This is a genomic window from Nocardioides astragali (assembly GCF_024436375.1).
Lineage (GTDB): Bacteria > Actinomycetota > Actinomycetes > Propionibacteriales > Nocardioidaceae > Nocardioides > Nocardioides astragali.
In genome coordinates, this window is record NZ_JAFMZM010000004.1 from 570460 (window position 1) to 590889 (window position 20430).

Consider the following 20430-nt stretch of genomic DNA (forward strand, 5'->3'; position numbering starts at 1 on the left):
GCTTGGATCCTCGGGTGCTGCCCTTCCGCCAGGTCGATGTCTTCAGCGCCGAGCCGTGGCTCGGCAACCCGCTCGCCGTGGTCCACGACGCCGATGGCGTGAGCGAGGACCAGATGGCCCGCTTCGCTCGCTGGACGAACCTCTCCGAGACCACGTTCCTGTGCGCTCCGACCGATCCCCGGGCCGACTACCGCGTGCGCATCTGGACTCCCGGTGGCGAGCTCCCGTTCGCCGGCCACCCGACGATCGGCAGCGCCCACGCGTGGCTGGAGGCCGGAGGCGTCTCGCACGGTGATGTCGTGGTGCAGGAGTGCGGCGCCGGGCTCGTCGACGTACGCCGCTCGCCACGGCTCGGCTTCTCTGCCCCACCGCTGCGGCGCTCCGGGCCCGTGGACGGCGACCTGCAGCTGCGCGTGGTGCGGGCGCTGGGCGTCGAGGAGGCGGTCGTGCAGGACATGGCATGGATCGACAATGGCCCGGGCTGGATCGGCGTCGACATCGGCGCCGCGGAGGCGGTGCTCGACCTCGTACCCGACGTCGCTGCCTTCACCGACCTGAAGGTGACGGTGCTGGGTCGGTGGGATTCGGCTCGAGCCTCGGAGCTCGGCGCCGACGTCGAGGTGCGCGCGTTCTTCGCCGACGGGCGCGACTTCGCCGAGGACCCGGTCACGGGCAGCGCCAACGCTGGGCTCGCGCAGTGGCTGATCGGCGCGGGTGCGCTGCCCGAGGCCTACACCGCGCGTCAGGGAAGCGTCATCGGGCGCGAGGGCCGGGTGTGGGTCGAGGCCGATGCCGACGAGGTGTGGGTGTCCGGCGACGCCGTCACCCGGATCCTCGGCGAGGTCGACCTCGGCTGAGCCGATCGTCCCTCACAGCGCTCGCTCACGGACGAAGTCGTTCTCCCACTCCTCGCCGATGTGGAAACGCTTGGATCCCACGTGCTTGAAGCCGTGCCGGGCGTAGAACGCGTTGGCCCGCCCGTTCTCCTCCCTGACGCCGAGCCAGATCCCGGCGGCGCCGAGCTCCCGGGCCGTCTCGACGGTGGCGGTCATCAGCTGCGAGGCGGTGCCGGTGCCGTGGCGGTCGGGGTGGACGTAGCACCGCGCCAGCTCGATCGTCGGCCGCCTGCGGAGCACGCGTACGACATCGGCGTCGCTCGGCTCGCCGGACACGAGCATCGTGTAGCCCAGCGGGTCGGCATCGAGGTCGGCCGCGTCGGCGGCGATCAGCACGGTGCGGGCCGGATCGGCCAGGTGCTCGCGGAACAGCTGCTCGCCCAGGTGCTCGGCGATGTGGGCGGTCAGGGTCTCCGCTGCGGTCTGCGGGGTGCAGGCGAGCGGGAAGGTGAGGGCTGCCAGGCGCGACAGGCCGGGCGCGTCCTCCGGGACGGCGCGGCGGACGGTCACGGGCACCTGTCGGACACTACCCAAACGTCCTACCTCCGCCTGCTCTATGAGGGCGCTCGTCAGCTGATCTCCGGCAGCTCCTGCGCGGCGCCGAGCAGGACGCGGAACGGGTCGCCCTTCTCCGCCAGCCGGTCCAGCGCGGTGCGCACCGTCCAGCGGTCCGGGCGCAGGTCGGGGTCATCGAGCTCGTCCCAGGTGATCGGGACCGAGACGGGGGCGCCGGGACCGGGCCGTGGCGACCACGGCGCGACGAGCGTCTTGTTGACGGCGTTCTGCGTGTAGTCGAGCCGCGCGAGCCCCTTGCGTGCCTTGACCTCCCACTTCCAGCTCACCAGGTCGGGCACGACCTTGCCGACGGTCCTCGAGAGCTTCTCCACCCATGCCCTCGTGTCCTCGAAGGCGTACCCGTCGACCACCGGGACCCAGATCTGGATCCCGCGCCGGCCGGTCACCTTCGCCCGCGCCGTCACTCCGAGGTGGTCGAGTGCCGTGCGGTGCAGGCGTGCGAGCGCCAACAGCTCCTCCCACGTCGTGGCGGTTCCCGGGTCGAGGTCGACCAGGGCGTACGTCGGCTCGTGCGGCGCCTTCGTCCGGGAGGTCCACGGGTGCCACTCCAGCGCTCCGAAGTTGGCGGCCCAGACGAGTGCGGCCGGCTCGTCGGCGACCACGTACGTCTCCGTCTCGCCCTCGTCAGCGTCCGGGTTGTCCCAGGCGCCGAGCCACTCCGGGGCGTGGCGCGGACGCTCCTTGTGCCAGAAGCCCTTGGCCTGCGCGCCGTCGGGGTAGCGGTGCATGTTGAGGGCCCGGCCCTCGAGGTAGGGCAGCGCGTACGGCGCGATCCGTGCGGTGTAGGCCAGCAGCTCGCGCTTGGTGACCGGCGGGTCGCCCGGGAAGAGCTCCTTGTCGAGGTTGGTCACCTTGAGCCGGCGGCCGAAGACCTCCCACGTGCCCTGCTGCCCGAAGGACGCAAGCTCGTCGATCGCGTCGTCCGGCAACGGCTCGGGGACCAGGGAGATCGCGGCCTCGGCCGGGGGCGCACCGGAGCGCCAGAGCCGGTGTGGGTCGGCCAGCACTTCCTCGTTGGTGCGGCCGCTGAGGACCGATCGCGGGTGGTCCTCGGGGTCCCAGCCCTCGATCGCGTGCTCGTCGCGCTTGTGCAGGAGCATCCACGGCTCCCCGCTGCCGTCGGTGCCGCGTCGTACGAGCACGAGGCGGCCGCGCAGCTTGCGTCCGTGGACCTCGGCGTGCAGCTCCCCGCCGTCCACCGCTGCCCGCGGGTCGTCGGTCTTCACGGGCTCCCAGGTGCCGATGTCCCAGACGATGACGTCACCCCCGCCGTACTCGCGGGAGGGGATGACGCCCTCGAAGTCGAGGTACTCGATCGGGTGGTCCTCGACGTGCATCGCCAGCCGTCGCGAAGAGGGGTTCAGGGTCGGGCCCTTGGGGACCGCCCAGCTGACCAGGACGCCGTCGATCTCGAAGCGGAGGTCGTAGTGCAGACGGCTGGCGCGGTGGCGCTGCACCACGAACCGCGGCACGCCGTCCGATGGCTCAGCCCCGCCCGCAGGCTCAGGGGTGCGGCCGAAGTCCCGCTTGCGACGATAGGTCTCCAGCGGGTCGCCCATGGACCCATGGTGCCCCCGGTGCGGCTGGTCATGCGCTGGCCGCGGGTATCCGCGTGACCTGCGCGGGGTAAGGGTGCTGCAGGATGACAGAGAACAAGGAGGCACAGTGGGCCTGACTCAGGCGTTGCACGGCCGGCGCGGTCCGGAGGAGCTGGTGCTGGTGCGCCACGGCGAGAGCGTCGGGAACCTCGCCGACACCGAGGCGAGGGACGCCGGCGCCGACCGGCTCGAGCTGACGGCGCGCGACGCCGACGTGGAGCTCTCGGACAACGGCGAGGAGCAGGCGCGCACCCTCGGCCGATGGGTCGCGGACCTGGCGGAGCCCGACCGGCCGGACCTGGTGGTGAGCTCGCCCTACCGGAGGGCCGCGGACACGGCGCGGACCGCGCTCGGCGACCTGGGGTGCGAGCTGGTGTTCGACGAGCGGTTGCGCGAGCGGGACCTCGGGGTCTTCGACGGCCTCACCGGCAAGGGCATCCGGTCGCGCTACGCCGAGGAGGCGGAGCGACGCACCCACGTGGGCAAGTTCTACTACCAGCCTCCCTCCGGCGAGAGCTGGGCCGACGTCGTGCTGCGGGTGCGGAGCCTGCTCGCCGACCTGCGGGAGGGGTACGACGGGCGGCGCGTGTGGTTGTTCACCCACCAGGCGGTCATCATGTCGTTCCGCTACGCGCTCGAGGGCCTCGACGAGCAGAACCTGCTGGAGATCGACCGGACCATCCGCATCCCGAACGCGTCGGTGACCCGCTACCGCAGGCGGGACGGCGGTCTCGCGCTGGAGCACTTCGCCGACGACAGCCACCTGACCACCGGTCCGGCGGAGAAGACCGAGGAACCGGATCGTGTCGAGGAAGCGCCCGGTGCCTGACGGCACCGTCGTCGACGCCGGCCTCCTGCGGGGCTGGCCCCTTCCCGAGCCCGGGTCGGACAAGGAGGAACGCGGCCGGCTGCTGGTGGTGGCGGGAAGCCGGGAGACGCCGGGCGCCGGGCTGCTCGCGGTGGAGGCGGCGTTCCGGGTGGGCGCGGGAAAGGTGCAGCTGGCCACCGCCCGCTCCTGTGCGGCCTCGCTGGCGGTCGTCGCGCCCGAGCTGAGGGTGATCGGCCTGGCCGAGGACGAGGCCGGAAACATCGAGCCGGACGAGGCCGGCCGGGTGCTCGACCGCGCACGGGGGAGCAGCGCCGTGCTGCTCGGACCCGGCTTCATGGACCCTGCCTGCGCCGCCGTTCTGGTCGGGCGACTCCTACCGAGGCTGCAGGGCACCGTGGTGCTGGACGCGCTCGCGTCGGCGTACGTCACGGGCGGCCCGGAGCGGGTCGGGGACCTCGACGCCACCGTGGTGCTGACGCTCAACCCCGCCGAGCTCGCCCACTGCCTCGACATCGACGCGGACAAGGTGCAGGCCGACCTCGAGACGTACGCGGCCGCGCTGGCCCACCGCACCCGCGCTGTCGTCCTCTGCGGCGGCTCGACCAAGGTCGTCGCGCACGGGGACGACCTCTGGCGCGTCGAGGCCGGCAACTCCGGCCTCGGCACGGCCGGCTCCGGCGACGTCCAGTCCGGCCTTGTCACCGGTCTTCTCGCGCGGGGGGCCGAACCTGTCCAGGCCGCGGTCTGGGGTGCGTTCCTGCACGCCACGTCCGGCGACCGCCTCGCCGAGCGGGTCGGCCCCGTCGGCTACCTCGCCCGTGATCTGGCCGGCGAGGTGCCGGGGTTGCTGGCGGAACTCAGCCGATAGGCGCGCAGCGTGCCTGTTGGCTCGCCCGCGTCCTCGCAGGCGTGCCGATCAGTCGCGCGGAACCTGGACGGTGCCGCGAGGTGTGACCATGACCGAGAGACCGTAGGGTCCGGACCACAAGTAGGTGCCGGGGTCGATGCGTTCATAGCTCCAACGCCGTGTGGTCTTGGCTCGATGGTGCCGACGGCACAGGGGAGCGAGTGAGTCGGGGGAGGTCTGGCCCGGCGGACCGCCGTCACCGGGATCCTCGTAGGACTCGCGGTGGTCGAGGTCGCACTGTCGCGCCGCTCGCGAGCACCACGGGAAGACACACGCCTCGTCGCGCAGACGGACCTGCTCGGCCATCCGGGGTGGCGGGTCGTGCCGGTCGACGGACCATCGGTCGTCAGCGGCGACGTGGAGGACGGGTTGGATGGTCACTCGAGAGCGGCCGACCCAGTCGCGGATCAGGTCGAGGGTGACCGGCCCCAGGGACTCCGCCGAGCCGGTCGGACAGGCGCCGATGTCGGGTCGGTGGACTCTCCGGCGATGACGTCGGCGAGGGACGTATAGAGGTAGAGCCGGACCTTCGCATCCCGGCGGGCCAGGGCGCCGCGGCGTGCGGCCTCGTGCGCGGCAGGATCGTGACTCGTCAGGACGCTTGTCAGGTCCAGGCGTGCCTGGGCATCAGCAATCACGCCGAGGGCCTTGGCCTTGCGAATGCTGAGGTCGTCGGTGTCACCGAGGGCCCCCAGGTCCTCGGCCTCCGCACAGACGACGTCGCGGAAGCGGGTGAGGTCGAGGGTGTCGCCGGTGGCATGCAGCTCGGAGGTGCCGGCGAAGCAGTGGGGGTCGGGGTGGACCAGGATCACGTCCCAACCCGACCGGGCACTCTGCTCCCGATCGGTCTGGGCCTCGCCATCGCAGCGGGCTGCGGCTTCGGCGACGATCCGGTCAAGGGCCGCGATGCCCAGCGCCGAGACCCGGCCGGCGATCTGTCGGTCAAGCCACAGGGCGGCGTCGAGTGGCAGGTCGCGGGTCCGCGAGGCGACCCGCCGTGCCTTCCACACGGGCACGAGCAGCGCCCTCACCTGGTCCCATAGCAACGGCAGCCTGTGGTGCAGGTCGAGCGCATCGGCCAGGAGCGAGATGGCGGAGGCGGGGGAGCAACCCGTGGCGACGGCTAGGGGCTCGCTCGTGAAGGCTGCCACGGCAGGCGTGCCGGCTCCGCCCAGGGTCTCCGGCTCGGTGAGCACGGAGGGCAATGCCGGACCGCGGGGTGTCTCGCAGGCGTCGAGCGCAGGATGGGCGATCGCCCACTGGTAGGCGAGCCGCAGCTTGTGGACCTCTGCCTCCCGGATGAGTGACTCGACCTCGCTCACCTCCGACAGCAGCGCGCCCTCAGCCAGGCCCTCGAGCTCACGCGTGACCTCGGTCCGCGGGTGGGGTCCGGTTGCTGTCATGGGACCAGTCAAGCAGGGACCACCGACACTCTGACCTGCGCGAATGCAGCATGTGGAGAAGTGCTTTTCGAACGCAGCCCGAACACGATGGCGCGGTGTTTTCGAGGCCCGACGGGCCCGCGCCGCGGCGACCGAGCTAGAAAGCCTCGGCGCGCTCGGCGCACAACCAGGCCTCCACGACCGCCCCCGACGAGAGCGTGACCGGCGCGAGCACGCGCTCGTAGCCAGGTCCCTCGAACTCGTCGAGGCGCTCCCACTCGCCGTCGAGGGCGTCCGACGACAGGACGAATCCCGCCACCTCGTTGGCGTCGGGCCTCAGCACGAGCGCGGGGTAGCCGGCTGTGGCGCCCCAGCCACGCTCCATGAGGTCGCCGCGGACGGTGCCCTCCTCCCACTCACCCGCGACGCCGGCGAGCACATGGGCGTTGGGACGGCCTGGGGCGAGGGTGCCGTAGACGAACAGTCGGTGCATCAGCCCAGGGATCCCAGCCATGCATCGATCGGGACGTCCCCGTCGCCGAAGACCAGTGTGCGGCGCGAGGCCCGGGGGTCCTCGAGCACCGCCACCGCGACCTGGGCGACGAGCTCGCGCGAGGTCACGTCGCCGTCCCTGAAACGAGCGTCGGGGTTGACCGAGCCGGTGCCGGGCTCGAGCGTCAAGGTGCCGGGCCCCAGGATCGTCCAGTCGAGGTCGGTGCCGCGCAGGTGATCGTCGGCGGCGATCTTGGCGTCCTGGTAGCGCCGGAACGGATTGTCCGCTGGCACCAGCACCTCCGGGGACGAGCCGGAGAACGACACCATGACGTAGCGGGTGACGCCGGCTGCTCGCGCGGCCTCCATCGAGCGGATGGCGGCATCGCGGTCGACGGCGTCGGTGCGAGCCGGGTCGCCACCGCCGGCCCCTGCGGACCAGACGACCGCGTCCTGACCGGAGAGCATCGCTGCGAGGCTCTCCACGTCGGCGTCCTCCACCGAGGACACGGCTGCGGTGGCGCCCGTCGCCTCGACGTCGGGGACGTGGCTCGGGTCGCGGACGACCGAGGTGACCTGATGACCCGCCTCGACGAGCATCGGGGCCAGGAGGAGCGCGATCTTGCCGTGTCCGCCGACGATGGTGACTCGCATGGACGTGACGCTACCTGCGCCCGGGCTAGGTTGGCGCGGTGCAGACCTCCACCCACGGCCTGACCATCGGCGAGACCGAGGTCCGCAAGGAGTTCGTCGCCGACCACGAGGCGCAGGCCGAGCGGGAGTGGGCCTGCCTGACCCTGCTCGCCGAGCACGCACCCGGACTCGCCCCCCGCCCGCTGCGGCGGGAGGACGGCGACACCCCGGTCATCGTGATGGAGCGGATCCCTGGTGAGCCACTCGGACCCATTCCGCTGACGACCCTCCAGCACGCGGCCCTCGGGTCGACGCTGCGGAGGCTGTACGACGTACCGGTCGACGTCGTGCGCGCCGCGGGCGTGGGGGCCCGGAGGTATGGCGCGCCCGAGCATGCTCCGATCCTGGTCGAGTGGTTGGGGGACGACTACGAGCTGGGCGAGTGCCTCGACCCGGCGCTGGTCGAGGAGGCGCTCGACGCAGCGCGGGCCTGGGTCGCGGATCCGCCTCTTCCGGAGCCGCGCCTGACCGCTCTCGGGATCGCCGACCTCAACCCGCCCAACGTGCTTGTGCACGGACGGGTCGCCCGGCTCGTGGACTTCGAGGACGGCGGCCTCAGCGACCCGGCGTACGAGCTCGCCGACCACGTCGAGCACCTCGGCAGCCGCCTGCCCGGCGTGTACGACGCCCGCGCACTGGCCGACGCGGTCGGCCTGGACGCCGAGGGGAGGGAGCGGATGGCCGCCTACCGCCCGTTGTGGGCCGCCTTCTGGCTGGCGATGCTGCTGCCGGGCAACGGAGGGTGGCGACGTAACCCGCCCGGCACCACCGAGGACCAGGCCGCGCATTTCATGGCTCTCGCGGGCCGCGACTAGACTGGCGCGTCGGCGCGGGCCTCCCGCCCAGCGCTGCACCTTGACATCTGGAAACTCGACGAAGGCGGAGATCGAGCACATGGCAACCACCAACGACCTCAAGAACGGCATGGTCCTCAGGATCGAGGGGCAGCTCTGGGCCGTCGTCGAGTTCCAGCACGTGAAGCCCGGCAAGGGCCCGGCGTTCGTGCGCACCAAGCTCCGCAACGTCGAGTCCGGCAAGAACGTCGACAAGACCTTCAACGCCGGCACCAAGGTCGAGACCGCCAACGTCGACAAGCGGACCATGCAGTACCTCTACAACGACGGCTCGTCCTACGTCTTCATGGACACCAGCACCTACGAGCAGCTCGAGGTCACGCCCGAGGTCGTCGGCGACGCCAAGAACTTCATGCTGGAGAACCAGGAGGCGATCGTCGCCACCAACGATGGCCGCGTCCTCTTCATCGAGCTGCCCGCGTCGGTCGAGCTGCTCATCGCCGAGACCGAGCCCGGACTGCAGGGCGACCGCTCCACCGGCGGCACCAAGCCGGCCACGCTCGAGACCGGTCACACGATCGCGGTGCCGCTCTTCATCACCACCGGCGAGAAGGTCAAGGTCGACACCCGCGACTCCTCCTATCTCGGCCGCGTCAAGGGCTGAGCACCCAGGTGGCTGCCCGTTCGAAGGCCCGCAAGCGCGCGCTGGACATCCTGTTCGCCTCCGAGCTCCGCTCGGAGGATCCCGTCGTGGCGCTCGACCGCGCCATCGAGGCCGGCGAGGGGCCGACCAACGACTACACCAGCACGCTCGTGCGGGGCGTGGTCGAGCACCTGCCCCGCATCGACGAGGTGCTGACGACCTACAGCAAGGGCTGGACGCTCACCCGCATGCCGGCGGTGGACCGCAACGTGCTGCGCATCGGCGTCTTCGAGCTGTTGTGGGGGGATGACGACGTGCCCGAGTCGGTCGCGGTCAGCGAGGCGTTGCACCTGGTGCAGGACCTCTCCACCGACGACTCCCCGGCCTTCGTCAACGGACTGCTCGGCTCGGTCATGCGCGACCGCGCCAGCCTGGTCTGACAGGCCTCACCCTCAGGGGTTGACGGCACTCGCCGGGATCGGTCGCAGGACCTAGGTTGGCGCCATGAACGCTTCCGACGTCGCCGAGCAGGTCCACGCCAGCAACTGGCTGGACCACGCGATCCGCGCGGGGCTCGTGGCCTACGGACTCGTCCACCTCCTCGTCGCCTGGCTCGCCCTCCAGCTGGCGTTCGGCGAGAAGGCGGACAGCGCCTCCAACAGCGGCGCGCTCCAGCTGCTCGCCGAGCAGCCGCTCGGTGAGGTGCTGGTGTGGCTGGTCGCCGGGGGCATGTTCCTGCTGGTGCTGTGGCGCCTGCTCGAGTTCGCCTTCGGCTACCCCGAGGTGTCCGACAAGGCCAAGCGCTGGCGCAAGCGGGCCACGTCGCTCGGCAAGGCCGTGATCTACGGCGCGATCGGATGGAGCGCGGTCAAGACCGCCACTGGCGACGCGTCGAAGGGCGGCACCGACTCCACCACCGCCAAGCTGATGCAGCTGTCCGGCGGTCAGCTGATCGTCGGTGCCGTCGGGCTTGCGATCATCGCGTACGGCATCTCGCTCGTGGTCCGCGGTTGGACCGAGAAGTTCAGGGAGCACCTGGACGCGCAGGGGCAGCTGGGCCAGGAGGGGTCGGCGTACGTCCTGCTCGGCAAGGTCGGCTACATCGCCAAGGGCATCGCCATCGGCATCGTCGGCGGGCTGTTCTGCTATGCCGCGATCACGCACAAGGCGAAGAAGTCGGGCGGCCTCGACCAGGCGCTGCAGACCGTGCTGGAGCAGCCGTTCGGCCCCGTCCTGCTCACGGCGATCGCCGTCGGCATCGCGGCGTACGGGCTGTTCTGCTTCGCCCGGGCCAAGCACCTCTCGCGCTGACGTCAGGCACCGGTCTTCGTCAGCGGGGTGTGCCGATCGCGACGGCGAGCGCGGTCGCGACCATGTGGTCACGCACCTGCTCCGCGGTGACACGGCTGATGCGGGGTACGCCGGGAGCCTCCTCCGACACGAGCATGGCCACCCGGCCGAGCTGCAGCGTGCCCAGGCCACTGGCGTAGAGCATGTTGGCCAGCAGCGCCGGGTCCTCGACGTGGAAGTCGCCGCTCGCGGCGCCGGCCTGGATCGTGTCGGTCAGCACCGAGAGACAGCCGCCGATCGCCTGACCGAGGCGGTACATCGCGCTCTCGCTGACCTCCTGGAGAAGGTCGCCACCAGGGCGGCGCATGATCGACTGGGCACAGTCGACGAAGGCAGGGTGGGCCAGGCCGTAGGCGACGAACGCCTCGACCAGCCGCACGAGCTGGGCGCGCGGTTCGTCGGTCGAGTCGGCCGCCTCCTGGAGGGCGAGCCTGAGCTCGTCGAGGTACTGCACCAGGGTGAGGCTGAACAGCTCCTCCTTGCCGGTGAAGTGGCGATAGATGATCGCGCGATTGATGCCGACGGCCTGGGCGATGTCCTCGATCTGCGCGTCACGCACCCCGCGCTCGTCGAAGAGGCGGCGGGTCGCAGCGATGATCTCGGCCTCGCGGAGCCGTCGCCGCGCGGCCGCGGTGCCGCCGCGCCCGGTGACCGACGGCGACGACGACTCGGAGCTCATGGGTCAAGTCTAGAGACGGCGGCGCGCACGCCCCGTCTGTGGTTCGATGCCGGCATGGCTCTTCACGGACGTCGTCGCCTCCTCACGACCCTGGTCGTGGCCCTGCTCGGCGCGACCTTCCTCTCGGTGTCCGTTCTTGCGTCGCCGGCGCAAGCCGCCATCTCCACCCTGGACGAGGGACGGTTCGCCGGCACGGCACGCCTGCCGAACTGCTCGGCATCGGTCGTGCGGTGGGCGTCCGCTCTGGACGAGGACCCCGCCGTCGTGCTGACCAACGGCCACTGCGTGCTCCCCCGCTTCCTCGGCGCGCGAGAGGTCCTGGTGGACCAGAAGCAGTACAAGCTGATCGAGCTCCTCGACGGTCGCGGCAAGGTGGCCATGACGGTGCGTGGAGTCCGCCTGCGCTACGCCACGATGTACCGCACCGACCTGGCGATCTACGAGCTGCGCGAGTCGTACGCCGACCTCGCCGCAGGGGGAGTCACCCCGCTGGCGCTGGCCGCCCGTGGACCGTCGCGCGGCGACTCGATCCGCATCCCCTCCGGCTACTGGGGTGAGCAGCGTTCGTGCGTCACCACCGGCACCGTCCACCGGCTGCACGAGCGCGAGTGGGACTGGTGGCGCTCGATCCGGCTGCCGGCCCGTGACGGCTGCGCGATCCGGGGCGGCTACTCCGGCGCGCCGATCATCGACCAGACCACCGGTGCGGTCGTCGGCGTCGCGAACACGGCGTACATCGGCGGTCGGCGCTGCATCGACTCGGCCTGCGAGGAGGACAAGCGCGGCGTCGTGCGGATGGTCCGGCACATGAACTACGGCCAGCAGACGGCGTGGATCACCACCTGCATCGGCGCGGACCGCCGGTTCGACCTCGACGTGGCGGGCTGCCGGCTGGCGAAACCTCGCGGCTGACGCCCTACTCGCCCGTGTGGGCGCGCACCATCTCGATGGTGTCCGCCTCGTGGGGTCCCTTGTCGTCGCGGTAGCGCACCACCCGTGCGAACCGCAGGGCGACGCCACCGGGATAGCGCGTGGAGCGCTGGAGGCCGTCGAAGGCGATCTCCACGACCTGCTCGGGCCGGAGCTGGACGACGTAGGACGACCGGTCGACCGGTGAGACGGCGAGCTCGGTGAAGCGCTCGGTCTGCCACGCCAGCATCTCGTCCGTCATGCCCTTGAACGTCTTGCCCAGCATCACGAACCCGGTCGGGGAGGAGTCGTCGCGCGCCCCGAGGTGGATGTTGGAGAGCCAGCCCTCGCGACGACCGGATCCCCACTCGACCGCCAGCACGACCAGGTCGAGGGTGTGGACCGGCTTGACCTTGACCCACGCAGAGCCCCGGCGACCGGCGGCGTAGGGGGCGGACAGGTCCTTGAGGACGACGCCCTCGTGCCCGGCTGCCACAGTCTCGGCCGCGAAGGCGTCGGCGGCTGCCGGGTCGGAGGTGACCAGGCGGCGCACTCGGTGCTGCTCGGGCACGAGGGCGTCCAGCGCCGCGAGCCGCTCACGGCCGGGAGAGTCGAGCAGGTCGCGACCGTCGACATGGAGAAGGTCGAAGAAGTGGGGCGTGACGGTCACCCCCGAGTCCTGGGCCGTGCGGCTCGCGGTGTCCTGGAAGGCCATCGGCCGACCGTCATCGGTCAGGGCGAGGGCCTCGCCGTCGAGGACGAAGCGGTCCGCGGACAGCGACCGCGCCACCTCGACCACCTCCGGGAGCCGGCCGGTGATGTCGTCGAGGCTCCGGGTCACCACGAGCACCTCGTCGCCGTCGCGGTGCACCTGGATCCGGATGCCGTCGAGCTTGGCGTCGATCGCCACCACTGTCGTGCCGTCGGGGGAGAGCCCGGTCATCGCCGTCGTCACGTCGGGCGCGCTGGAGGCGAGCATCGGCATGATCGGCCGGCCCACCTCGAGCCCGATCGCGGCGAGCGCCTCCTCACCATCGAACGCGGCCCCGGCCGCCGCGACCGTGCTGCCGGCGAGCATCGCGGCTCGGCGTACGGCAGCGAGCGGGACGGCGGCGACCTGGGCCACCGCCTCCTGGGTCACCGCGTCGAGCGCGCCCTGGCGGACGTTGCCGGTCACGACTGCCCGCAGCCACGCCTGCTCCGCGGCCGTGGCGCGCCCGAACAGCGCGACCACCGCGTCGCGACGCGCCTGCTGGGAGCCGGGGCCGGCCAGGCCCGCCATCGCCTCGAAGGCCTCGTGCACCTCGAGCACCGTCAGCGACGGCTCGGCCGCGGGCGCGGGCAGGTCGCTCACCCCGCGCCAGCCCAGACCGGTGCGGCGCTGCCGCAGCGCACCCCCGAGGTAGGACACGACGACCTCGAGCTCGGCCGGCTCGACCCGGGAAAGCGTCTCCGCGAGCGCGGCCACCTTTGCCTTGCGGGAGCGGGTGGCGGCGACCGCGGTGGAGGTCGCGACGAGGTCGGCGAGCAACATGGCCCCATCCTGCCGCCCGCCACCGACACCGGCTCACCCGAAGGGGGAGGCGAAGGGGGAGGATGGTCAGGTGGACCGCTCCGTGACCGACCCCCAGCTCTACGTCCCGCACTTCAACGTGATGGTGGCGGACGACGTACGCCCGTTCGTCGACGAGATCGCCACCGCGCAGCTCGTCACCGTGGGCGACGACGGCCTGCCCGACGCGACGTTCCTGCCCGTGCTGTGGGAGGGCGAGCGCCTGGTCGGCCACCTCGCCCGCGCCAACGCCCACTGGCGACGGATCATCGACGGCTCACCGGCGCTCGCGATCGTGACCGGGCCGGACACCTACGTCAGCCCGAGCTGGTACGCCACGAAGGCTGAGCACGGGAAGGTCGTTCCGACGTGGAACTACTCCGCGGTCCACCTGCGCGGCCGGATCCGGGTCCACGACGACCCCGACTGGGTGCGCGCCCTCGTCACCCGCCTCAGCGACCGCCACGAGCAGCCGCGCGAGGAGCCTTGGCACGTCACCGACGCGCCCGAGGGCTTCGTCACCAAGAACCTCCGCGCGATCGTCGGCGTGGAGCTGGTCGTGGAGCAGGTCGAGGCCAAGGCCAAGCTGAGCCAGAACCGCTCCGACGAGGACCGGGCGGGCGTCGCGGCGGGCCTGACGGCAGACGGCAAGGACCCCGAAGGCCTGGTCCTCCCCTGAGGGAGGACGCTCCGCGGCACCCGGGGGTCAGCGCGTGGCCCCGTCGCCACAAACGGCGTCGAGGTAGCGGATCAGGGCGAGCTCCATCGACGCGTCGTGATCTCCGCCGGTGTCCATGTGGATGTCTCCGCGGTCGTCCTGCCAGGTGAGGGTGAACGGCTGGGCGCTCGGGGTCCATTCGGCCGCGAACCCGCAGTCTCGTGGGGTGATCTCCAGGCGGATCCGCTCGAAGGAATGGTTGACGGACAGCTCGACAGGTAGCGCGGGAACCCGAATCTTGAGGCTTCCGCCGGGGCGGTGGATCCTCGTCACTGTCGTGATGCCGGGACCCCGACTGTGCAGCAGCACGGCGTCGATCCGCAACGGATCGGTCCCGATGGCGCCGTTCCGATCGTTCGGTCGTGTCGGCGCGACCACTCTGCTGAGGACGAGCCGCACCTCGGCACCGGTCGCGGCCGTCGGGGAGGGCGCTCTCGCCTCCCGGGACGACCGATCGTCCCACCACCAGGCCGCGCCACCGCCCCCCATCACACCCAGCAGGAACGCCATGAGGACGACGCCGCGCCGTCGCCATGCAGGCGTGAGCCGCTCGACCAGCGGCGCTCGAGTGGGACCACTCCGCAGGATCTCCCGCTCCGGCGCGGGGTGCTGCTCCGAGGCATCCACGCAAGAACGATACCGGCGGCCGGCTCGTGACGAGGGTCTGTCGGCGGCGTTCGGACCCTACTCGCCGATCCGCGTCCGCACCTCGTAGAGCTCGGGGAAGAAGGTCAGGCTGAGGGCCCGGCGCAGGAAGTCGACGCCGGACGACCCGCCGGTGCCGACCTTGTGGCCGATGACGCGCTGGACGACCTGGAGGTGGCGGAAGCGCCACTGCTGGAAGTTGTCCTCGATGTCGACCAGCTCCTCGCAGGTCTCGTAGACGCCCCAGTGCTGGGCGGGCGCGGCGTAGACACCGGCGAAGACCTGGACCAGGTCGTCGTCGGTCGTGTGCGGCTGCGACCAGTCGCGGTCCAGCAGCCGCTGGGGGATGTCGTACCCCTGCCGGGCGAGGTGGGCGAGGAACTCGTCGTAGAGCGACGGCTCGTGCAGCAGCTCCTCGAGGGCGGCCTGCGCGGACTCGTCGTGGGAGAAGACCTTGACCATGTCGGCGTTCTTGTTGCCGAGCAGGAACTCGACCTCGCGGTACTGCGCCGACTGGAAGCCGGAGCTGGTCGCCAGGAAGGGCCGGATCTCGGCGTACTCGCTCGGCGTCAACGTGGCCAGCACGGACCACTGGTCGGTGAGGGTGTGCTGGATGTGCTTGATCCGCGCCATCCGCTTCAACGCTGGGGCGAGGTCGTCGGTGCGGATCAGGGCACGAGCCGAGCGGAGCTCGTGGATCATCAGCTTGAGCCACAGCTCGCTCGTCTGGTGCTGCACGATGAAGAGCAGCTCGTCGTGCTGCGGCGGGTCCGACAGGGGCTGTTGGGCGGCGAGGAGCACGTCGAGGCGGAGGTAGTCGCCGTAGGACATCGACCGGGAGAAGTCGCGCTGGATCCCCTCCTCCAGGTCGCGCCGGTTGGGGTTGTCGGCCGCTGCTTCGCCCATGGCTGCAACCTAGCCGCTCGATGGTCGGTGGTCTCGTCTACGGTCGTGACATGTCCTCCCTCGCAGGTGGCGAGCGCACCCGCACCTGGCAGCCGTCCTGGCCGTGCGCCGTGGGGCAGGTCCTGCGGGTCCAGCGCCGCGGCAGCGGGGACCCGACCCACCGCATCGAGGACTCGGGACGCCACTGGCGCGCCATGCGTACGCCGCTGGGGCCGGCGACGCTGTGCGTGCAGCCCCGGCCGTCGTCGGGCGACGTGCTCGGCCGTGCGTGGGGCGCGGGCGCGGAGTGGGCATTGGACCGGATGCCGTCCCTGCTCGGCGCCGACGACGACCCGACGGGGTTCGAGCCGCTCCACCCCGAGGTCGCCGAGGGCTGGCGCCGCCACCGGCACTGGCGCATCGGCGCCACCGGCCTGGTGATGGAGTCGCTGGTGCCCTCGATCCTCGAGCAGAAGGTGACCGGCAAGCAGGCCTTCGGGTCGTTCCGCGGGCTCGTCCGGCGCCACGGCGAGCCCGCCCCGGGACCGGTCTCGGCCCTGCGCCTGATGGTCCAGCCGGCTCCCGCGACGATCGCGGCGATCCCGTCGTGGGAGTGGCTCAAGCTCCAGGTCGACCCCGCCCGCTCGCGCACGGTCGTCACGGCGTGCCGGCTCGCGCCCTCGCTGGAGCGGATCGCCGAGGTGGCCGCCGACGAGGCCGACCGCCGTCTCCGGTCCGTGCCCGGGATCGGCGTGTGGACCAGCGCGGAGGTGCGCCAGCGCGCGCTCGGCGACCCCGATGCCGTGAGCTTCGGTGACTACCACCTCGCCAACTGGGTGGGCTGGGCGCTCTTCGGCCGCGACATCACCGACGACGAGCTGGCCGTCGCCCTCGAGCCCTATCGACCCCAGCGGGGGCGGGCCGCGGCGATGGCGATGGCCGGGGGCCGCGCCCGGCCCAGGCGCGGACCGCGGATGAACGTCCCGACGCACCTCCCGACGCGCTGACGCTGCGGCAGCCCGACCTGGTCCAGACCCCCTGAATTGAGGTCGCCACCCCCGAGGGGCGCGAGTAGCGTCAACGCTCTGCGGAGGCATTGAGGGAGGCCGGCGATGAGCGACGTCGATCCTGTCCTGCTGCTGGCCACGACCGACGCGGCTACGAGGACCGTGCTGGAGTCGGAGCTACGGCGGCGCTACGGAGGCGACTACGAGGTGGTCGTCTGCGCGGACTACGCCCACGCGCGAGCCGTGCTCGAGGGACTGAAGCGGTGGCAGCGGCAGGTCGCACTGGTGCTCGCCTGCTACGGCCCGGACGACCGCGAAGGCCTCGACTTCCTGCGCCGGGCCTATTCGCTGCATCCCTCCGCCAAGCGAGCCATCTGTGCCGTGTGGGGCGACTTCGCCAGCACGTCCGACGTGTTCGCCGCCATCGGGCAGGGGCACGCCGAGCTGGTGCTGCTGAGGCCCGAGCGCCGCCGCGACGAGGAGTTCCACGGGGCCGTCGTCGACGCCTTGGACGACTGGCACCTGGCCCAGGGCATCGGCTTCGAGGCCGTCCGGATCATCGGCGAGCAGCGCGACGAGCGGACCCACTCGCTCCGTGACTCGTTCGGACGCAACCACATCCCGGTGGGCTTCCACCAGGTCGGTACGGCGTCAGCTGCCCGGCTGCTCGCGGGGCTCGGCCTGACTGACCCGCAGCTGCCCGTCGTCCAGCTCGCCTTCACCTCACCGCCTACGACCCTGGAGGCGCCGAGCGACCTCGACATCGCGGACGCGTTCGGCCTGATGGCGCCGTTGACTCCCGACCGCGTGTACGACGTCGTGGTGGTCGGCGCGGGTCCCAGCGGACTGGCTGCGGCCGTCTACGCCTCTTCCGAGGGGTTGTCGACGCTGGTCGTCGAGCAACAAGCGGTCGGCGGGCAGGCCGGCACGTCCTCGCTCATCCGCAACTACCCCGGCTTCTCGCGCGGGGTCAGCGGTGCTCACCTGGCCTTCCGGTCCTTCCAGCAGGCATGGGCGTTCGGGACCGAGTACAGCTTCATGAGGCCGGTCGAGTCGCTGGGGACCGAGGGTGGGCTCCGCACGGTCTCGATGGGCGACGGTAGCCGGGTGCGAGCCCGCAGCGTCGTGATCGCGACCGGGGTCGATTACCGCCGCCTCGACGTCCCGGAGCTCGAGTCGTTGGTCGGCCGAGGTGTCTACTACGGCGCTGCCGTTGCTGAGGCGCCGTCGATGGCCGGCGAGGATGTGTTCGTCGTGGGTGGCGGCAACTCGGCCGGGCAGGCCGCGCTCCACCTCGCCCGGTACGCCCGCCAGGTCACGCTGCTGGTCCGCGGGCCGTCGCTTGCCGCGAGCATGTCGGACTACCTCATCTCGCAGCTCGAGGCCACCCGCAACGTCACCCTTCGCTACCGGACGGCCGTGGTCGGCGGCCGGAGCGACGACGACGGGTGCCTGGCGGGCCTGACCCTGGGCGACCCGCACGGGACGACGACGGAGGAGGTCACCGCGGGCGGGCTGTTCGTGCTGATCGGGTCGATGCCGCGCACCTCGTGGCTCCCGGACGAGGTGGAGCGGGACCAGGCGGGCTTCGTGCGTACCGGGCGCGAGGTCACGACTGCCACGGACGGCACGATGCGACTGTCGTTGGAGACCAGCCTGTCGGGTGTCTTCGCGGTCGGCGACGTCCGCGCGGGGTCGATCAAGCGCGTCGCCACCGCGGTCGGTGACGGCGCCACGGTCATCGCGACGCTGCACGGCTACCTCGCTGCGCATCCGGCGCCCGCCACGTCGTCATGAGCGGTGACCACCTCGCGCGCAGGGACACCCCGGTGGCGGCTCCGATGCGCGTCATCCTGGTTGCGGCAGCCTTCCTGGTCTTCCTCGCGGGCCTCCAGCTCACCGTCTTCGCGACGCGCACCGACGAGTGGTTCTCGTGGACCATCGACGTCCCCATGACCGCGGTCTTCCTTGGTGCCGCTTACTGGTCCAGCGCGGTGCTGGAGGTCGCCGGCGCCCGGTCCGCGGGCTGGGGACGGGCCCGGCTGACCGTCTGGGCCGTGCTGGTCTTCACGGTGCTCACCCTCGTGGTCACGCTCGTCCACCTCGACAAGTTCCACCTCGGCGCCGAGCAGCCGACGAGTGCGCGACTGGTCGCCTGGGGATGGCTCGCGATCTACGCCGGGGTCCCGGTGGCGATGGTGGTGGCGCTGGTGCTGCAGGAGCGCAGTCGGGGGAGGGCTACCCCGGACGTCGTACGCCGGCCGCTGCCCGCCGGCCTCCGCATCCTCCTGGCGGTGCTCGCCGTGGTGCTGATCGGCGCCGGTGCGGCGCTGCTGGTCTCGCCCACGTGGGCCGCTGGGGCCTGGTCGTGGCCGCTGACCCCTCTGACGGCGCGGGCGGTCGGCGCCTGGCTCGTGGGGCTCGGCTGGGCCGCCGCGCACGCGTTCGTGCTCGACGACGCGCACCGGGTCCGGCCGCTGGGACTGACCGGGACCGCCTTCGTCCTGCTGCAGTCGGTGGCCCTGCTCCGCCACGGCGATGCGCTCGACTGGTCGGGCTGGCGGGCTGCGGCGTACGTCGTCGGGCTGGCGTGGATCGGCGTCGTGGCCACCTGGATCCTGCTGCTCAGAGCAGCGGGCGCAGGGGTGCCAGGAAGCTCTCGGTGAACTTGCGGTTGAGGTCGCGCGCCTCCCACTCGGCCAGCGTGAGCTCGAGGCAGTTGGTCTCGTCGGTGCGGAAGACGTCCTCCATCACCTCGGCGAAGGCCGGGTCGATGACCTCGAGGTTGATCTCGTAGTTGCCCTGGAGGCTGAGCCGGTCGATGTTGGCGGTGCCGACGGTCGCCCAGTTGCCGTCGATGGTCGCGGTCTTGGCGTGCACCATGGCGTCCTTGAAGCGCAGGATGCGGGCGCCCGACGCGAGCAGCTGGCCGTAGTAGCCACGCGAGATCCAGTCCGCCACGATGTGGTTGGACTTCAGCGGCAGCAGGATGCGTACGTCGACCCCGCGCTGTGCCGCCTCGGCGAGCGAGTCGACGAAGTCCTGGTCGGGCAGGAAGTAGGCGGTGGTGAGCCAGATGTTGCGGCTCGCCCGGTTGATCGCCTCGAGGTACATGCTGCGGATCGGGAAGTTCCACTGGCGCGGGATGTTGCGGTGGATCCGGATCTGCGGGTCCCAGTCCGACGCGGTCTCCAGCAGGAGCGGTCGCTCGCTGCGCGTCAGCCGCCGGCGACGGTTGAGGTTCCAGAAGTCGGCGAAGGCGCGCTTGACGTCCCAGACCCCGGGGCCGGTGATCCGCACGTGCGTGTCGCGCCACTCCGTGGCGTACGCCGAGCCGATGTTGTAGCCGCCGAGGAAGGCGACCTCCTCGTCGACGACCAGCAGCTTGCGGTGGTTGCGGCCGTAGCGGCGCAGGTCCCAGACCCGGAGCCCGGCGTTCCAGATCGGGTATCGCATCACCTTCAGGGACGGGGAGAACCGCTTGAAGGCGGGGGAGACGACCATGTTGGCGAAGCCGTCGTAGATGCAGTGGACGTCGACGCCCCGGTCGGCGGCGGCGGTGAGCGCGGTCTTGAACTTCCACCCGATCTCGTCGCCCTTCCAGATGTAGGTCTCGAAGAGGATCTGCTTCCGAGCGCCGTCGATGGCCGCCAGCATGTCGTCGTACAGGTCGCGCCCGAAGGTGTACGTCGTGATCTCGCCGGCACCGACCGGCACGGTCTGCGGGCCGGTCACCGGGAACGGCTTGGGCTTCTTGCCGCGGCGGCGGTAGGAGTCGACGAGCGACAGCGCGATCGCGAGGCCGAGCTGGAGGCCGACGAGCCCGAGCAGGGTCCGCCGGACGGCGGTCAGCGTGCGAGCGACGGTCACGGGGT

The 20430-nt window shown here is 71.6% G+C and carries 23 protein-coding genes; 12 read left to right on the forward strand and 11 right to left on the reverse strand.

Going from position 1 to position 20430, the window contains the following annotated elements:
• Positions 1-14 precede the first annotated feature (14 nt).
• Positions 15-857, forward strand: a complete 843-nt coding sequence (locus J3P44_RS15995; RefSeq protein WP_255891425.1) for a PhzF family phenazine biosynthesis protein — start codon at positions 15-17, stop codon at positions 855-857.
• A gap of 12 nt (positions 858-869) precedes the next feature.
• Here the strand turns inward: J3P44_RS15995 and J3P44_RS16000 are convergent, their stop codons facing one another.
• Together J3P44_RS16000 and J3P44_RS16005 are read right to left on the reverse strand one after the other, a co-directional pair.
• Positions 870-1412 carry a GNAT family N-acetyltransferase gene (locus J3P44_RS16000; protein WP_255891426.1) on the reverse strand — a complete coding sequence of 181 codons (543 nt, stop codon included), beginning with the start codon at positions 1410-1412 and terminating at the stop codon, positions 870-872.
• Positions 1413-1465: 53 nt separating this feature from the next.
• The gene (locus J3P44_RS16005) at positions 1466-3031 is read right to left on the reverse strand and encodes a non-homologous end-joining DNA ligase LigD (RefSeq protein ID WP_255891427.1); all 1566 of its coding nucleotides are present in this window, start codon (positions 3029-3031) and stop codon (positions 1466-1468) included.
• Positions 3032-3137: 106 nt separating this feature from the next.
• Between J3P44_RS16005 and J3P44_RS16010 the strand changes: the two genes are divergently transcribed.
• Together J3P44_RS16010 and J3P44_RS16015 are read left to right on the forward strand one after the other, a co-directional pair.
• On the forward strand, positions 3138-3899 hold the full coding sequence (locus J3P44_RS16010) for a histidine phosphatase family protein (RefSeq protein ID WP_255891428.1): 762 nt from the start codon (positions 3138-3140) through the stop codon (positions 3897-3899).
• A complete protein-coding gene (locus J3P44_RS16015; protein ID WP_255891429.1) occupies positions 3892-4767 on the forward strand; it encodes an NAD(P)H-hydrate dehydratase in 876 nt (291 codons plus the stop codon). Before J3P44_RS16010 ends, J3P44_RS16015 begins: the two co-directional genes overlap by 8 nt.
• Positions 4768-4815: 48 nt before the next feature.
• Here J3P44_RS16015 and J3P44_RS16020 read toward each other — a convergent pair whose 3' ends face one another.
• The 4 genes from J3P44_RS16020 to J3P44_RS16035 form a co-directional block, all read right to left on the reverse strand.
• Positions 4816-5187 carry an HNH endonuclease signature motif containing protein gene (locus J3P44_RS16020; RefSeq protein WP_255891430.1) on the reverse strand — a complete coding sequence of 124 codons (372 nt, stop codon included), beginning with the start codon at positions 5185-5187 and terminating at the stop codon, positions 4816-4818.
• 26 nt (positions 5188-5213) lie between these two features.
• Entirely contained in the window at positions 5214-6209 is a 996-nt protein-coding gene (locus J3P44_RS16025; RefSeq protein WP_255891431.1) for a hypothetical protein, read from the reverse strand.
• A 136-nt stretch (positions 6210-6345) separates the two neighbouring features.
• Positions 6346-6702 (reverse strand): gamma-glutamylcyclotransferase family protein, encoded by a 357-nt coding sequence (locus tag J3P44_RS16030; protein ID WP_255891432.1) that lies wholly within the window; start codon positions 6700-6702, stop codon positions 6346-6348.
• The gene (locus J3P44_RS16035) at positions 6681-7334 is read right to left on the reverse strand and encodes an SDR family oxidoreductase (protein ID WP_255891433.1); all 654 of its coding nucleotides are present in this window, start codon (positions 7332-7334) and stop codon (positions 6681-6683) included. The genes J3P44_RS16030 and J3P44_RS16035 overlap by 22 nt, the downstream gene beginning before the upstream one ends.
• A gap of 38 nt (positions 7335-7372) precedes the next feature.
• On the opposite strand from J3P44_RS16035, the gene J3P44_RS16040 reads away from it, so the two are divergent.
• The 4 genes from J3P44_RS16040 (at position 7373) to J3P44_RS16055 (ending at position 10121) form a co-directional block, all read left to right on the forward strand.
• On the forward strand, positions 7373-8188 hold the full coding sequence (locus tag J3P44_RS16040) for an aminoglycoside phosphotransferase family protein (RefSeq protein ID WP_255891434.1): 816 nt from the start codon (positions 7373-7375) through the stop codon (positions 8186-8188).
• Between the two features lie 79 nt (positions 8189-8267).
• On the forward strand, positions 8268-8831 hold the full coding sequence (gene efp, locus J3P44_RS16045; RefSeq protein ID WP_255891435.1) for an elongation factor P: 564 nt from the start codon (positions 8268-8270) through the stop codon (positions 8829-8831).
• Positions 8832-8839: 8 nt separating this feature from the next.
• Positions 8840-9250, forward strand: a complete 411-nt coding sequence (nusB, locus tag J3P44_RS16050; protein ID WP_255891436.1) for a transcription antitermination factor NusB — start codon at positions 8840-8842, stop codon at positions 9248-9250.
• Between the two features lie 64 nt (positions 9251-9314).
• A complete protein-coding gene (locus tag J3P44_RS16055) occupies positions 9315-10121 on the forward strand; it encodes a DUF1206 domain-containing protein (protein WP_255891437.1) in 807 nt (268 codons plus the stop codon).
• Between the two features lie 19 nt (positions 10122-10140).
• Here the strand turns inward: J3P44_RS16055 and J3P44_RS16060 are convergent, their stop codons facing one another.
• The gene (locus tag J3P44_RS16060) at positions 10141-10839 is read right to left on the reverse strand and encodes a TetR/AcrR family transcriptional regulator (RefSeq protein ID WP_255891438.1); all 699 of its coding nucleotides are present in this window, start codon (positions 10837-10839) and stop codon (positions 10141-10143) included.
• A gap of 54 nt (positions 10840-10893) precedes the next feature.
• Between J3P44_RS16060 and J3P44_RS16065 the strand changes: the two genes are divergently transcribed.
• Positions 10894-11751: a S1 family peptidase gene (locus J3P44_RS16065; RefSeq protein ID WP_255891439.1), complete on the forward strand. Its 858-nt coding sequence runs from the start codon at positions 10894-10896 to the stop codon at positions 11749-11751.
• A gap of 4 nt (positions 11752-11755) precedes the next feature.
• Here the strand turns inward: J3P44_RS16065 and J3P44_RS16070 are convergent, their stop codons facing one another.
• Positions 11756-13282: an ATP-dependent DNA ligase gene (locus tag J3P44_RS16070; RefSeq protein ID WP_255891440.1), complete on the reverse strand. Its 1527-nt coding sequence runs from the start codon at positions 13280-13282 to the stop codon at positions 11756-11758.
• 70 nt (positions 13283-13352) lie between these two features.
• Here J3P44_RS16070 and J3P44_RS16075 point away from each other — a divergent pair, with 70 nt between their 5' ends.
• On the forward strand, positions 13353-13979 hold the full coding sequence (locus J3P44_RS16075; RefSeq protein WP_255891441.1) for an FMN-binding negative transcriptional regulator: 627 nt from the start codon (positions 13353-13355) through the stop codon (positions 13977-13979).
• A gap of 27 nt (positions 13980-14006) precedes the next feature.
• Here the strand turns inward: J3P44_RS16075 and J3P44_RS16080 are convergent, their stop codons facing one another.
• Positions 14007-14645: a hypothetical protein gene (locus tag J3P44_RS16080; RefSeq protein ID WP_255891442.1), complete on the reverse strand. Its 639-nt coding sequence runs from the start codon at positions 14643-14645 to the stop codon at positions 14007-14009.
• Positions 14646-14702: 57 nt separating this feature from the next.
• On the reverse strand, positions 14703-15569 hold the full coding sequence (gene kynA / locus J3P44_RS16085) for a tryptophan 2,3-dioxygenase (protein ID WP_255891443.1): 867 nt from the start codon (positions 15567-15569) through the stop codon (positions 14703-14705).
• Between the two features lie 50 nt (positions 15570-15619).
• On the opposite strand from kynA, the gene J3P44_RS16090 reads away from it, so the two are divergent.
• The 3 genes from J3P44_RS16090 to J3P44_RS16100 all read left to right on the forward strand — a co-directional run bounded on the left by J3P44_RS16090 (position 15620) and on the right by J3P44_RS16100 (position 19221).
• On the forward strand, positions 15620-16555 hold the full coding sequence (locus J3P44_RS16090) for a DNA-3-methyladenine glycosylase family protein (protein WP_255891444.1): 936 nt from the start codon (positions 15620-15622) through the stop codon (positions 16553-16555).
• Between the two features lie 105 nt (positions 16556-16660).
• Complete coding sequence (locus J3P44_RS16095; RefSeq protein WP_255891445.1) at positions 16661-18352, forward strand: NAD(P)/FAD-dependent oxidoreductase; 1692 nt, start codon at positions 16661-16663, stop codon at positions 18350-18352.
• A complete protein-coding gene (locus J3P44_RS16100) occupies positions 18349-19221 on the forward strand; it encodes a hypothetical protein (protein WP_255891446.1) in 873 nt (290 codons plus the stop codon). The genes J3P44_RS16095 and J3P44_RS16100 overlap by 4 nt, the downstream gene beginning before the upstream one ends.
• Here the strand turns inward: J3P44_RS16100 and J3P44_RS16105 are convergent.
• The gene (locus J3P44_RS16105; RefSeq protein WP_308212275.1) at positions 19181-20425 is read right to left on the reverse strand and encodes a phospholipase D-like domain-containing protein; all 1245 of its coding nucleotides are present in this window, start codon (positions 20423-20425) and stop codon (positions 19181-19183) included. The two genes, J3P44_RS16100 and J3P44_RS16105, sit on opposite strands and share 41 nt — an antisense overlap.
• Positions 20426-20430: the final 5 nt, after the last annotated feature.